This window comes from Pseudomonas sp. RT4P38, from assembly GCF_054897765.1.
In genome coordinates, this window is record NZ_CM142703.1 from 1370456 (window position 1) to 1384637 (window position 14182).

Consider the following 14182-nt stretch of genomic DNA (forward strand, 5'->3'; position numbering starts at 1 on the left):
GTCGGCTAGTGCTTGCCCCATCTCTGCAAGGCAAAGTCGACGAAACTACGCAGTTTTGGCAAACGGTAGCGATCCTGGGCATACATCAGGTTCATCGGTCGGCTCGGCGGTAGGTAATCCTGCATCAATGCCACCAGTTTTCCGTCCTTGAGATCTTGCTCCATCAACGCATCAGGCAACACCACGATGCCCATACCGGTTCGCGCCGCTTGATGCAGTCCTGCCGAACTGTTGATCAACATCGGTCCATTGACCGCGACCGCCACTTCGCCTTCGGGACCGGTCAGGCGCCAATGTTTTTCCACCGACTGCCAATCATCCCCGGCCGGGTAGGCAAAGGATAGACAGTCGTGGTGTTGCAGATCATCAGGTTTCTGCGGTGTGCCTTTGCGCGCCAGGTACTCCGGTGATGCACACATGGTCAAGGTGTAGTCGAGGAGTGGACGGGCGATCAAATTGGTCTCCTCGGTATTGCCCAGGCGAAACGCCACATCGAAACCGTTTTCGAGCAGGTCGGGACGGCGATTGGTGAGGATCACATCCAACTTGACGCGTGGACACAGCAGGGCGAATTCACTCAGGGCGGGTGCCAGTTTTTCGCTGCCGAACGTCAGCGGTGCGGTGATGCGCAAGGTGCCGCTCGGCTCGTCGAGGGCCTGCTCGGCCAAGCGCTCGGAGTCAGCCACCAACCCCAGGACTTCGAGGCAGCGTTGATAATAAGCCGTGCCGAACTCCGTCAACCGCTGGCGCCGCGTCGTGCGGTTGAGCAAGCGCACGCCCAGACGTTGCTCCAGCGCCCGTAGGTGATTGCCGACCATGGTCGTGGATATTTCGCACTGGAAGGCGGCGGCGGTCATGCTGCCGGTTTCCACCACTTTGACGTAAACGGTCATTGCCTGGAATAAATCCATTATCAAGCTCAGCTTTAAAATGATTGAAGTGTTGCCGCGTTTATCTAGCTCAGGTGGCTAACCATACTGCAAAAACACCGACCATTGATGGAGCTTGATGTCATGACCGCTGCCTGCCTGATGACCACTTATCAACCCTTGGCCTTGAGTTTCAGCAAGGGCCTGGGCACGCGCCTGTGGGATCAGGCCGGTCGTGAATACCTGGACGCGGTCGCGGGCGTGGCAGTGACCAACGTCGGTCACTCCCACCCTAAAATCGTCTCAGCCATCAGCGAACAGGCCGGCCTGCTGTTGCACACTTCCAACCTCTACAGCATCGACTGGCAACAGCGGCTGGCGCAAAAACTGACCCGGTTGGCGGGCATGGAGCGGGCGTTCTTCAACAACTCCGGTGCCGAAGCCAACGAGACCGCGCTGAAACTGGCCCGGCTGTATGGCTGGCACAAAGGTATCGAGCAACCGCTGGTGGTGGTCATGGAGAACGCTTTCCACGGCAGGACGCTCGGCACCTTGTCCGCCAGTGATGGCCCGGCCGTGCGCCTGGGTTTTAACGAGTTGCCGGGGGATTTCGTCAAAGTGCCGTTCGGCGACCTCAAGGCGCTGGAACGTGTGCAGCAAGCCCACGGGCCGCACATCGTAGCGATCCTGATGGAACCGATTCAGGGTGAAAGCGGTGTCCAAATGGCCCCGCCCGATTACCTGAAAGCCATTCGCGAACTCTGCACTCGGCGCGCGTGGCTGCTGATGCTCGACGAAATCCAGACTGGCATCGGCCGCACCGGCCAGTGGTTTGCGTTCCAGCACGAAGGCATCGTCCCAGACGTCATGACACTGGCCAAAGGCCTGGGCAACGGCATTCCCATCGGCGCCTGCCTGGCTCGGGGCAAAGCCGCCGATCTCTTCACCCCCGGCAGTCACGGCAGCACCTTCGGCGGCAATCCACTGGCCTGCCGGGTCGGTTGCACCGTGCTGGAGATCATCGAAGAACAAGGGCTACTGGAAAACGCCAAACTTCAGGGCGAACGTTTGCTCGCCAGACTGCGCATCGAATTGGCGGACGACCCGAACGTCCTGGAGATCCGCGGCCAGGGTTTAATGATTGGCATCGAACTCAAACAGCCGATTCGCGACCTGACTCTGATCGCCGCGCGGGATCACGGCTTGCTGATCAACGTGACACGGGGCATGACCATTCGCTTGCTGCCGCCGCTGACGATTGATGAGCGGGAAGTTGAGATGATTGTGAGAGGGGTTTGCCGGGCGGTGAGCGCGGCCTGAGATTTATCTCAGTAGTGGTATCTACACATCACGATGCGTATTTCGCCGTCCTCGACTGCATAGACCAAGCGATGCTCGGCTGTAATCCGGCGCGACCAGAAGCCGCTCAAGTTGTATTTGAGCGGTTCAGGTTTTCCGAGTCCATCGAACGGCTCGCGCTGGATTGATTTGATCAGCAGGTTGATTCGCTTGAGTCCTGCCTTATCGTTTTGTTGGAACCACAGATAGTCTTCCCAACCTTCAGGAGTGAACTCGATATTCATTCTTCGATGAGTTGCCTGGTTTTGGTTTTCCCTGCCCGCAGGTTGCCGATCGATTTGATCAGGCGTTCAGCATTAGCAGGGGAGCGAAGCAGATAGGCAGTCTCTTCGAGAGCGTTGTACTCCGCCAGAGACATCATCACCACGGGTTCGCCTTTCTGGCGAGTGACCAACACTGGGGCGCGGTCTTCATTGACCCGATCCATGGTTTCGGCAAGGTGTGCACGTGCTGTGGTGTAGTTGATGGTTTGCATGTTGTAGTCCTCGCTCGATGCAAAGAACGTACAGAAATGAGTACAGGATGACAAGGTGATACCTACGAGTGGTCGTTACGCAGACGATGCATCTACGTTTGTACTGAGTATCGCCGAAGATTCTTCGAGACGTTTCCGTGATCGATGTAATCCCGATCCGATTAACACGCCATCCCCTGTGCTCAAATGCGCCGGGTGTGGGATGAGGGATGGATGAAATCGGTCGTTTGCGCTCGGTTCATGAGTTGCAGTTTCGAACCGCTAAACCCATCGAACAAACGCTGATGCGCGGCAAATCCACTGGACTCTTCGCGCGTACGATAGCTGCGGGCCCAGTCCAGCAATGCAATCAACAACTCGTCATGCTCGTCCCTTTGCGCCTCTCGCTGACGAACATTGGCGACACATTCTTCATCATCAAGACACAGCCAGATCAGCGCAGTTGCCCGGGGCAAGAGTTCGCTAACGATCCTGCCGTAAACGCCTTCGATCACCCAGCGCTCTCCACTGGCCAGCACCCGTGCCATTCCCAACGCCTCGGCACGGGGGCGGGGGATGCTGTGTTCGTCGGATAACCAGTGAATCGAATCGAGATCGACCCATGGTATGTGCAGGTGCTCGGCCAGCCGTTCGGCCAGCCAGCTTTTGCCGGAACCGGAGTTGCCGATGATCAGGGTTCGGGTGAGGTTCATGGTATGCGGGTTGCTCAAGGTCGTCATTTGCTGGAGTACCTTTGGCAAAATCCTCAGAGCCGGTGTCGGTGCCGGTACTTGTTGCGCTGTTGAAGGCGCTATCGCGAGCAAGCCCGCACTTGATCTGCGCTGCCCACACGTTTTGTATTCGACACTGAGCCAGTGTGGGAGCGGGCTTGCTCGCGAAGCAGGCGACACGGTCGGGCAGACTCACTCGCTATTTTCAGGCGCAACCATCCGCGTCTTCGGGGAACCGTTTGAGTTGTGCTGATAAATTTCCTGCGGCTGTCCTTTTTCATTAAAGAACACCTGCCCGATCCCCGCCGAATTCCACAGCCGTTCACCTGCTTCAGCATGTTCCGGGACATGCGGAACAATACGCATGCGCCGGCGTTTGGTCAGCCAGTTGAGTGGCGAGCGCGGCGAGTAGAGCCAGCGGTTAAGCCGGTCGAACCACTCGAGCAGCGCGGGCGGGAATTCGTTTTTGATGCCGCTGCTGGTGATCTGCCAGATCCTCGGACCGGCCTTGCGGTGTCGGATCAATACTTCGTAGACGAAGGAATAATGCACATCGCCCGACAGCACCACGTAGTTACCGGGTGTGCGCGAGTGTCGGAAAATGTTCAGGATCACCTGGGCCGCACCGCGATGGGCCATCCAGTTTTCGGCGTCCACCAGCAGGGGATAACCACACCAGCTGAAGACCCGCTGTATCGTTTCGATCAGTTTGACGCCGAAGATCGGCGCCGGTGAAACGATGATCGCCGACGGGTGATCGAGCAGCTCCTGTTGCAGTTCGCTGAGGGCTTCCCAATCCAGCAAACCCGAAGGCTGCTTGAGGGTCATCTCACTGCGCCAGCGCCGGGTGCGGGTGTCGAGCACGACAATGGCCGGGCTAGTGGGCAGCACGTAATGCCAGTTCTGAAACCTCAGCAGCTCATCGATCAAACCGTCCTGCACGTCGCTGTCGAGATAATCGTCCTGCCCTGTGGCACTCAATAAGCGGGTTTTTTCCAGCACGCCGTCGAAAGCATCCGGGTTGTTGCCCCAGCCCTGGCACACCATGTAAGCAATCAGTGCGTTACCGATGATGCGCTTGGAGAACGGATGACCGTAGGCCGTTTCCTCCCATTGCGCGGAAAGATTCCAGTCATCGGTAATATCGTGATCGTCGAAAATCATCAGGCACGGCAGATGCGCGAACACTCGGGCGACACCACCCAGACCGGCCTTGAAATCATCGATGCACGTTTGCTCAAGCGCATAACGCTCGCGTCTTTCGGGAATCAATTTTGGCGGTTTTGGAGCGATCAACGTCCAGGGCGTCGGCGACCACACCAGCAGGTACATGGCCATGACCTCGGCGAACGTCACCAAATGATTGTCAGCACTGCTGCTGGTGAAAATCGGCTTACGCACCCCGCCGAAAAATCGCTCGCGCAGGGTTTCGTTGCTCTTCAGCGCCGGTAACAAATCCGCACGATGGTAGTAACTGGCGGGATCCTCGTAGAGCTTGGCGCTGTCGCTGACCACCGCACCTTCGAGGTATTCGCCGAACAATCCCAACCGCGCGATCAAGGCATGGATAGCCCGCAACATTGGGCCGGCGACATCGTCGGCGTACACCTGGTCGCCGCTCATCATCAGCAGCGCCGGACGTTTGTGTGCACCCGGCTCGGCCTCCAGCAAACGATCGACACACAGCAAACCGTCCGGGGCCGGATGGTGAGGTTTGCGGCAAGAACCATGCAGCAGTTGATCGACCCGTTTACGCAGGACGAAGTTTGGGCAACGGGCGTCGCCGTACAGCAAGTGCGGGGCCCAATCGGCAATACCTGCGCCAGCGTCGTCAATCAGCAGGTCGTACTCGATTAACGTGTCGCAGGGCAGGGCGACGTCCAGCGATATATTGATCAAATGAACAAAGGCCTGGGTGCCCACCGCAATGATCGTGCACTGACTCGCGTCGAGGTGGATATCGTCGCGATCTTGCAGACGCAACGTCAGCGGCAACTCCCGCGACCCCACCAGCCACATCACCAGACGCGTGGGCTCCAGCCGCCGCAACAACGGCCCGACCAGAACAGGGGGAAGGGATTGATGATCGTCAGGCAGTGGCAAAGACATGGAAATCCGGGTTTTTGGAACAGAGAAGCGCGGGATGATAACGCAGCTGAGGTCAATGAAATGCAAGTGACTCGAATCTGACAGTCAAGGCAACTGCTCGCTGCCCGCCCTCTTTACATCCGTCTCGCCATTGGCCACGAGCCAGCGAAACAGCTCCGTCACGGACACCGTGTGGCTACGCTCAATCCATCGCACCGGCGCCGGGCCATAGTGTTCGGTGTAGCGGCTGAGCACCAGATGGCGACAGTCCGCTGAAAGGCGCAGGGTAATTTCCCGACAGTGCAGAGTGGCCGGGTCGTCCTGGATGACCCGTTGCTGCAGAATCAGGCTATTGCCTTCAGAAACCATCGGCCGGTGCTCCTGTGCATTGATGTTTGGTTGTCTGCGCCGAACCTTGTTTGCCATCGGCGACGTAAGCGGCACGATGCTCGGCGACTACGTTGCGTAACGCGCTGTAGTAGTCCGGCAGTTTTTGCAGGCTGTCGGTCAGCGGTAAGGCTTCTGCGCGGCCATCGACGATGCCGCCGACCGTGCTGATAGTGGACAGCGTGTCCACGGTGTCGCTGTTGCTGCCCAACGGATCGACCACAAAACCGAGCAGACGGCCGACGGCGTCGCGGCTGTTGGAAGTGCCGAGCAAAGGCAGTTCGACGATCGGCCCGTTGCCGATGCCCCACACGCCGAACGTCTGGCCGAAATCTGCGTCGTGACGCGGGATGCCGGCCATGCCGGAGACATCGATCAAGCCCACCACACCGACCGTGGTGTTGAGCGCGAAACGCCCCAGTGTATTGGCCGAGCGCATCGGGTTGCCTTGCAGCAGGTCATTGATAAAGACCTTGGGCTCGCCGAAGTTCGCCACAAAGTTATGCACACCGGTCTGGAAAAAGTCCGGCGAGTAGCGATAGCCGCGAGCGACCGGCGTCATGGCGTAGTCATCGACCACACGATTGAACGCGAAGACCCCACGATTGAACGGTTCCGCCGGGTCGTACACTGAATAGAGGATGTCGGCGCAACTCACATCGGTGGACGGCGGCTGACTGCTGCAACCCGCCAACCCTGCGGCCAGGACGGCAATCGAGGTGTTGCGGGCCAGCCAGGGAGCACATTTGAAACGCAACATGGACGCAAGTCTCGGGAGGAATTCGCCGAGATGCTGAGCCCCAAGCCTTGCGCAAAGATGTCTGGTTTATTGCGACGCTGACGTTTTATTGCAGGATTGAAATATATGACGCGCTGCCGTGAATGGTTTTAGATGGCGGTTCCATTCGCCCCTTAAGTGACCTTCGGTGAACAGCCTTTTAATTGTGGACGACGACCTTGAAGTCCTCGATCTACTGAAAAAATTCTTCGTGCAGCACGGCTACAGCGTCGAAGTCGCCACCGACGGCGCGTCGCTGTGGGCGGCCATCGAGCGACAGCCGCCAGACCTGATCATTCTTGACGTGATGTTGCCGGGGGACAGCGGACTGATCCTGTGCCAGCAACTGCGAATTCGGAACGCCATTCCGGTGATCATGCTGACCGCCATGGGCGAACTCAGCGACCGGGTGGTCGGGTTAGAACTGGGCGCCGATGATTACCTGACCAAACCCTTCGACGCCCGTGAACTGCTGGCCAGAGTGCGCGCCGTGTTGCGTCGCGTGGACGAGCGCCGTCCGGTATCGCAGGACCGGCTTCGTCCGCTGATCGACTTTGCCGACTGGCACCTGGACGTCACGCGCCGCGAACTTCGCTCGCCGGACAACGTGATGATTCCGCTGTCGGCCGGCGAATTCGACTTGCTGCTGGTCTTCGTCGAACACCCGCAGCGCATTCTCACCCGAGAGCAATTGCTGGACCTGGCGCGCGGGCATTGCCATGACGCCTTTGATCGCAGCATCGACGTCCAGGTCAGCCGCCTGCGGCGCAAACTCGAGTCCGACACCAAACGGCCGGCGATGATTCGCACCGTGCGCAATGGCGGTTACCTGTTTACCCCCTGCGTGACGCGGCGATGAGCTGGCTGAAGCGGATTCGTCGGGATACGGTCGCGCGCTGGATCGCGTTGACGATCATCCTGGCCATGCTCATTTCACTGGCGCTCAACGGGCTGTTTATCCAACTGGCTGGCGTCTGGGCGCGTCCGCCGCTGACCGAAACCGGCCTGCTTGAAAAAGCCGCCGCCATCAGCCGCGTTATCGAGGCCGCTCCGGCGCCCCTGCGCAACCCATTGGCGCAAGCCGCCAGCGAGAACGGCTTCACCGTCAGTTGGCACCCTGACCGGCACGACCTCAATCTACCGACCGTGGAAGATCCGAAGTCCGACATCGGCTCGACCATCCTGCAGCCAATGCTCAGAGCTCCTGACCGGCGCATCGAAGCCTATGAACCGGCCGACTGGACGGAGCACACGGCGGACGCGCATTACGCGCTGCTGATCGAGTTATCGGATTCGACATGGCTGATGTTCTCCGCGCCCTCGCGCAGTTGGGGCCTCGACGAAACGCCACGCTACCTGATCGTGATCCTGCTGGTGCTGATCTCCACCGCGCTGGTCGCACTGATCGCCACCCGGCGCCTCGCCACACCTTTGCAGCACTTTGCCGAAGGTGCCCGACGCTTCGGCGTGGACTTCCGCGCACCGCCCATCGAACCGCTGGGCCCACAGGAAATCCGCCAGGCGATCCTCGCGTTCAACGCCATGCAAGCCCAGCTGCAGCACTTCATCCGCGACCGCACGCAAATGCTCGCCGCCATCTCCCACGACCTGCGCGCTCCTCTGACACGGATGCGTTTGCGTGGCGAATTCATTGAAGACAGCGAGCAACAGCAGCGGTTGTTTCGTGATGTGGATGAAATGCAGGCGATGATCAACTCGGCGCTGGAGTTCTTCCGCGATGACGCCCGGCTTGAGCCGGCGACCCAGTTTGATCTGGCGGAACTGCTGCAAACGTTGCTTGATGATTATCGGGATCAGGGAGTCGACATTACGTTCAGCGGGCCGCTGCGGTGGGTGTATTTCGGGCGCCCGTTGGGGCTTAAGCGGGTGATGACCAATCTGCTGGATAACGCGATCAAGTACGGCAGTGAGCCGGCGATTGAACTGATCCCCGGAGCTGGGGAGGTGAGGATCAAAGTACTGGATCGTGGGCCGGGTATTCCGGATGTCAGCCTTGAACAAGTGTTCGCACCGTTCTTCAGAATGGAGGGCTCGCGGAACAAAAGCACGGGGGGCGTTGGTTTGGGGTTATCGGCGGCGCGGGCGATTGTGCTGGAGCACGGAGGCGAGCTGACACTGCGTAATCGGTCGACGGGCGGGTTGGAGGCGTTGGTGGTGTTGCCGGTGCATCCGAATACAAGCCACTGCGCATAACCCCTGTGGGAGCGAGCTTGCTCGCGATGAGGGCAGTACATTCAGCGTGAGTGCTGACTGAACTGACGCTATCGCGAGCAAGCTCGCTCCCACAGGTTTTCAGCCAGCAGGTCAACCTCAAGGTCTTGCGAACCTAAGCCTCCCAGCCCGCCCCACTGACCGCCGCCTGCGCCAAAGGGTGCAACTCTGCCCCCTGATGCTCTGTCTGCCAGGCCAGCAACTCCTTGCGCATGCCGGGCGTCCAGTACATCTGCAGGTGATTACGCACGCCGAGCACGGCCTGTTGCTGGTCCGGTTGGCTGGCGAAGTACTGGGCGATCTGGTTGGCCATTTTGATCAGGTTGGCAGTGCTCATCGGCGTACCTCGGCTTTAGCGCCACGCGCCTGACGGCGTTCGTTGAGCAGACGGTGCTGGTTGTCGCTGAACTCCTGATAGCGTTTTTGCCACTCGGAAGGGTGGTAGACGCGGCTGACTTCCACGGCGGTGACCTTGTACTCCGGACAGTTGGTGGCCCAGTCGGAGTTGTCGGTGGTGATGACGTTGGCCCCCGATTCAGGGAAGTGGAAGGTGGTGTACACCACGCCTGGGGCGACCCGTTCGGTGACCCGCGCACGCAGTACGGTCTGGCCGGCGCGGCTGCCGATGCCGACCCAGTCACCTTCGTTGATGCCACGGCTCTCGGCGTCGGTCGGGTGAATTTCCAGACGGTCTTCGTCGTGCCAGGCGACGTTGTCGGTACGCCGGGTCTGGGCGCCGACGTTGTACTGGCTGAGGATGCGCCCGGTGGTCAGCAGAAGAGGGTAGCGATTGTTGACCTTTTCCTCGGTGGGCACGTAGCCGGTGAGCATGAAGCGTCCCTTGCCGCGTACAAATTCGTCGATGTGCATGGTCGGCGTGCCGTCTGGTGCCGCGGCGTTGCACGGCCATTGCAGGCTGCCGTGGCGATCCAGTTCGGTGTAGCTTACGTTGGTGAAGGTCGGCGTCAGGCTGGCGATTTCATCCATGATTTCTGACGGGTGCGTGTAGTTCATCGGGTAACCAAGGGCGTTGGCCAAGGCCACGGTGCCTTCCCAGTCGGCCTTGCCGCCCAGAGGGTCCATGACCTTGCGCACCCGGGAGATGCGCCGCTCGGCGTTGGTGAACGTGCCGTCTTTTTCCAGGAACGAGCAGCCCGGCAGGAACACGTGGGCGAACTTGGCGGTTTCGTTGAGGAAAATGTCCTGCACCACGATGCATTCCATGGCGGACAGGGCTGCCGTGACGTGTTGGGTATTCGGGTCGCTCTGGGCGATGTCCTCGCCCTGGCAATACAGGCCCTTGAAGCTGCCGCTGAGGGCGGCTTCAAACATGTTGGGAATGCGCAGGCCCGGATCGGGTTGCAGGGTGACATTCCAGGCCTGTTCGAACTGCGTCCGTACCACCTCGTTGGAGATGTGGCGGTAGCCAGGCAGTTCATGGGGGAAGGAACCCATATCGCAGGAGCCCTGAACGTTGTTCTGCCCCCGCAGCGGGTTCACGCCCACGCCTTCGCGGCCAATGTTGCCAGTGGCCATGGCCAGGTTGGCGATGCCCATGACCGCGGTGCTGCCCTGGCTGTGCTCGGTGACACCCAGGCCGTAGTAGATCGCTGCATTGCCGCCGGTGGCATACAGGCGGGCGGCGGCACGGATGTCGGCAGGTTCTACGCCGCAGATGGGGCCAAGGACTTCCGGCGAGTTTTCCGCGCGGCTGACGAACTCGCTCCAGTGGGCGAAATCCGTTCCCTCGCAACGGGCGTCGATGAAGGGCTGATTGAGCAAGCCTTCGGTGACGATGACGTGGGCCAGGGCGTTGAGCATGGCGACGTTGGTGCCCGGGCGCAGGGCCAGGTGCAGTTCGGCGCGGGCATGCACCGAGTCCACCAGATCAATCCGTCGTGGGTCGATGACGATCAGTCGCGCGCCTTCACGCAGGCGGCGTTTGAGCTGGGAGGCGAACACCGGGTGGGCGTCGCTGGGGTTGGCGCCCATCACCAGGATCACGTCGGCCTGCATCACCGAGTCGAAACTCTGGGTGCCGGCGGATTCGCCGAGGGTTTGTTTCAGGCCATAGCCGGTCGGCGAGTGACAGACCCGCGCACAGGTGTCGACGTTGTTGTTGCCGAACGCGGCGCGCACCAGTTTTTGCACCAGGTAGGTTTCTTCGTTGGTGCAGCGGCTGGAAGTGATGCCACCAATGGAATCGCGGCCGTATGTTTGCTGCAGCCGGCGGAATTCGCTGGCGGCGTAGGTCACCGCTTCATCCCAGCTGACTTCCTGCCAGGGATCGTTGATGTTTTTGCGGATCATCGGTTTGGTGATGCGATCCGGGTGGGTGGCGTAGCCCCAGGCAAAGCGCCCTTTGACGCAGGAGTGGCCGTGGTTGGCCTGACCGTTCTTGTCCGGAACCATGCGCACCAGCTTGTCGCCTTTCATCTCGGCACGGAACGAGCAGCCCACGCCGCAATAGGCACAGGTGGTGATCACGCTGCGTTCGGGCTGACCCAGTTCGACCACGCTTTTTTCCATCAAGGTCGCGGTCGGGCAAGCCTGGACACAAGCGCCGCAGGATACGCATTCCGAGTCGAGGAAGTTCTCGCCACCGGCGGCCGCGACGCGGGATTCGAAACCACGCCCCGTAATGGTCAGGGCAAACGTGCCTTGGGTTTCTTCGCAGGCGCGCACGCAGCGGTTGCAGACGATGCACTTGCTCGGGTCGTAATCGAAGTAGGGGTTGGAGGTGTCCTTCACGTCGGCCAGATGGTTGTCGCCTTCATAGCCGTAACGCACCTCCCGCAGGCCGACCTGGCCGGCGACGGTTTGCAGTTCGCAGTTGCCGTTGGCCGAACAGGTCAGGCAGTCCAGCGGGTGATCGGAGATGTACAGCTCCATGACATTGCGGCGCAAGGTCGCGAGCTTCGGCGTCTGGGTGTGCACGCTCATGCCTTCAGTGACCGGCGTGGTGCAGGACGCCGGGTAGCCGCGCATGCCATCGATCTCCACCAGACACATGCGGCAGGAGCCGAAGGCTTCCAGGCTGTCGGTGGCGCACAGTTTCGGAATGGTGGTGCCCAGCAGCGCGGCGGCGCGCATCACCGAGGTACCTTCGGGCACGCTGATGCTGCGGCCGTCGATATTCAAGGTGACTTGCACGTCGCTGTCGCGGGCCGGGGTGCCAAGATCGATATCGGTTTTCGGGTCGAAGAGAGTAATCATTGCTCGGCCTCCGAGGCTTGCAGACCGAAGTCGGCGGGGAAGTGCTTGAGGGCGCTGGCGACCGGAAAGGAGACCATGCCGCCCAATGCGCACAGCGAACCGTATTGCAGGGTGTCGCACAGGTCCTTGAGGATGATCACCTGCGCATCGCGACCGCTCTGGTCAGGCGCGGCCAACAGACGGTCGATCACCTCCACGCCCCGGGTCGAGCCGATGCGACATGGCGTGCATTTGCCACAGGATTCCTCGGCGCAGAACTGCATGGCGAAACGCGCCATGTGGGCCATGTCCAGACTGTCGTCAGCCACCACTACACCACCGTGACCGAGCATCGCACCGATGGCGGCGAACGCTTCGTAATCCAGCGGCGTGTCGAATTGCGACGGCGGCACCCAGGCACCGAGCGGGCCGCCCACCTGCGCGGCCTTCAGCGGCCGGCCACTGGCGGTCCCTCCGCCGTAGTCTTCCACCAGTTCCCGAAGGGTCAGGCCAAAGGCCCGTTCCACCAAACCACCATGACGAATATTGCCCGCCAGCTGGAAGGGCATGGTGCCGAGGGAGCGGCCCATGCCGTAATCGCGATAAAACTGCGCGCCCTTGGCCAGAATCAGCGGCACCGAGGCCAGGGTCAGCACGTTGTGCACCAGCGTCGGCAGGCCAAACAGGCCCTTCAACGCAGGGATCGGTGGCTTGGCGCGGACGATCCCGCGCTTGCCTTCGAGGGAGTCCAGCAGCGCGGTTTCCTCACCGCAGATGTACGCGCCGGCACCGACGCGCACTTCCATATCGAAAGCCTGGCCGCTGCCGCCGACATTGGCGCCGAGGTAACCGGCGGCGCGGGCAATGTTCAGCGCCTGGCGCAGTATGGCCACGGCATCCGGATATTCCGAGCGCACATAGATGTAGCCGTAGCTGGCGCCGACGGTGATGCCGGCAATGGCCATGCCTTCGATCAGCAGGAAGGGGTCGCCTTCCATCAACATGCGATCGGCGAAGGTGCCGGAATCGCCTTCGTCGGCGTTGCACACAATGTATTTCTGCGCCGCCTGGGTGGCGCGCACCGTGCGCCATTTGATCCCGGCCGGGAACGCCGCGCCGCCACGACCACGCAGACCCGAATCGAACACTTCCGTTGCGGTTTGCTCACCGCCAACGGTCACGGCCCTCGTTAAACCCTCGAAACCGCCGTGGGCCCGGTAATCGTCCAGCGATAACGGCCGGGTAATACCGGCGCGGGCAAACAGCAGGCGTTGTTGAGTCTTCAGATAAGGCAATTCTTCCACCAGGCCCAAGGCCAGTGGATGCTCGGACGGCTCGCCTTGCAGAGCTTCGAGCACGGACGGCACATCGGCGGCGGTCAGCGGGCCGAAGCCAATCCGGCCTTGCGGGCTGTCCACTTCCAGCAGCGGTTCCAGCCAATACAAACCGCGAGAACTGGTGCGCTGCAACTCCAGGGGCAGATTGCGTTCCTGAGCCGCAGTGATAAGGGCCACCGCCACCTCATCGGCTCCCACGGCACGGGCAAGAGAATCAGTGGGCAGATAGAGAGCCGGCATCATGCGTCCTCCCGGCAAGCGTCGAGCAAGGCATCCAGACGCTCGGCACTGAGCCGCGCATGCACCCGGCCATCCAGCTCCAGAGCGGGCGAGCAGGCGCAGGCGCCGAGGCAATACACCGGGCGCAAACTGATGCTGCCGTCGGCGCTACTGCCGTGGTCATCCAGTTGCAGACGCTCGCGCAACTGCGCGGCAAGCTCTTCGGCACCACGGCTTTTGCAGGACTCAGCCCGGCACAGACGCAGGATATGCTTGGCCGGCGGCGCAGTTCGGAAATCATGGTAAAAACTGATCACCCCGCGAACCTCGGCCTGACTCAGGTTTAGCGCGTGGGCAATCTCGGGGATGGCGGCATCGGGGATGTAACCGATGCGTTCCTGAATATCATGAAGAATGGGCAACAGTGCACCCGGAGAGCCCTTGTGGCGCTCCAGCAGGCTGTTGACCATAGGCAGGTGCAACATCTCATCAGGCATTCAGCAATCCTCACGGTCACGGACAAACCAGATGGT

14 protein-coding genes are annotated in these 14182 nt (G+C 60.8%); 3 read left to right on the forward strand and 11 right to left on the reverse strand.

All coding sequences use genetic code 11. From position 1 onward, the window contains the following. Positions 1–5 precede the first annotated feature (5 nt). Positions 6–911, reverse strand: coding sequence for a LysR family transcriptional regulator (locus ACYZT7_RS06310; RefSeq protein WP_462040362.1), 906 nt, complete (start codon positions 909–911; stop codon positions 6–8). 102 nt (positions 912–1013) lie between these two features. On the opposite strand from ACYZT7_RS06310, the gene ACYZT7_RS06315 reads away from it, so the two are divergent. Beyond that, the gene (locus ACYZT7_RS06315) at positions 1014–2189 is read left to right on the forward strand and encodes an acetylornithine/succinylornithine family transaminase (protein WP_462040363.1); all 1176 of its coding nucleotides are present in this window, start codon (positions 1014–1016) and stop codon (positions 2187–2189) included. Positions 2190–2197: 8 nt separating this feature from the next. On the opposite strand, the gene ACYZT7_RS06320 is transcribed toward ACYZT7_RS06315, so the two are convergent. The 6 genes from ACYZT7_RS06320 to ACYZT7_RS06345 all read right to left on the reverse strand — a co-directional run bounded on the left by ACYZT7_RS06320 (position 2198) and on the right by ACYZT7_RS06345 (position 6648). Further along, complete coding sequence (locus ACYZT7_RS06320; protein WP_140683793.1) at positions 2198–2452, reverse strand: Txe/YoeB family addiction module toxin; 255 nt, start codon at positions 2450–2452, stop codon at positions 2198–2200. After that, entirely contained in the window at positions 2449–2703 is a 255-nt protein-coding gene (locus ACYZT7_RS06325; RefSeq protein WP_462040364.1) for a type II toxin-antitoxin system prevent-host-death family antitoxin, read from the reverse strand. Before ACYZT7_RS06325 ends, ACYZT7_RS06320 begins: the two co-directional genes overlap by 4 nt. A gap of 182 nt (positions 2704–2885) precedes the next feature. Further along, the gene (locus ACYZT7_RS06330; protein WP_462041751.1) at positions 2886–3395 is read right to left on the reverse strand and encodes a P-loop NTPase family protein; all 510 of its coding nucleotides are present in this window, start codon (positions 3393–3395) and stop codon (positions 2886–2888) included. A 210-nt stretch (positions 3396–3605) separates the two neighbouring features. Beyond that, on the reverse strand, positions 3606–5522 hold the full coding sequence (locus ACYZT7_RS06335) for an alkaline phosphatase D family protein (protein ID WP_462040365.1): 1917 nt from the start codon (positions 5520–5522) through the stop codon (positions 3606–3608). Between the two features lie 84 nt (positions 5523–5606). After that, positions 5607–5870 carry a hypothetical protein gene (locus ACYZT7_RS06340; RefSeq protein WP_462040366.1) on the reverse strand — a complete coding sequence of 88 codons (264 nt, stop codon included), beginning with the start codon at positions 5868–5870 and terminating at the stop codon, positions 5607–5609. Then, a complete protein-coding gene (locus ACYZT7_RS06345) occupies positions 5860–6648 on the reverse strand; it encodes an MlaA family lipoprotein (protein ID WP_462040367.1) in 789 nt (262 codons plus the stop codon). The genes ACYZT7_RS06340 and ACYZT7_RS06345 overlap by 11 nt, the downstream gene beginning before the upstream one ends. Before the next feature lie 166 nt (positions 6649–6814). On the opposite strand from ACYZT7_RS06345, the gene ACYZT7_RS06350 reads away from it, so the two are divergent. Further along, positions 6815–7525, forward strand: a complete 711-nt coding sequence (locus ACYZT7_RS06350) for a response regulator (protein WP_462040368.1) — start codon at positions 6815–6817, stop codon at positions 7523–7525. Then, complete coding sequence (locus ACYZT7_RS06355) at positions 7522–8880, forward strand: sensor histidine kinase (protein ID WP_462040369.1); 1359 nt, start codon at positions 7522–7524, stop codon at positions 8878–8880. The genes ACYZT7_RS06350 and ACYZT7_RS06355 overlap by 4 nt, the downstream gene beginning before the upstream one ends. Before the next feature lie 133 nt (positions 8881–9013). Here the strand turns inward: ACYZT7_RS06355 and ACYZT7_RS06360 are convergent, their stop codons facing one another. Genes ACYZT7_RS06360 through ACYZT7_RS06375 form a run of 4 tightly spaced genes read right to left on the reverse strand, consistent with a single transcriptional unit; the run spans position 9014 to position 14146 of the window. Further along, positions 9014–9235, reverse strand: coding sequence for a formate dehydrogenase subunit delta (locus ACYZT7_RS06360; RefSeq protein WP_462040370.1), 222 nt, complete (start codon positions 9233–9235; stop codon positions 9014–9016). Beyond that, on the reverse strand, positions 9232–12114 hold the full coding sequence (gene fdhF / locus ACYZT7_RS06365) for a formate dehydrogenase subunit alpha (protein WP_462040371.1): 2883 nt from the start codon (positions 12112–12114) through the stop codon (positions 9232–9234). The genes ACYZT7_RS06360 and fdhF overlap by 4 nt, the downstream gene beginning before the upstream one ends. Continuing rightward, entirely contained in the window at positions 12111–13673 is a 1563-nt protein-coding gene (locus tag ACYZT7_RS06370; RefSeq protein WP_462040372.1) for a formate dehydrogenase beta subunit, read from the reverse strand. The genes fdhF and ACYZT7_RS06370 overlap by 4 nt, the downstream gene beginning before the upstream one ends. Then, the gene (locus ACYZT7_RS06375; protein WP_462040373.1) at positions 13670–14146 is read right to left on the reverse strand and encodes a formate dehydrogenase subunit gamma; all 477 of its coding nucleotides are present in this window, start codon (positions 14144–14146) and stop codon (positions 13670–13672) included. The genes ACYZT7_RS06370 and ACYZT7_RS06375 overlap by 4 nt, the downstream gene beginning before the upstream one ends. Between the last annotated feature and the right edge of the window lie 36 nt (positions 14147–14182).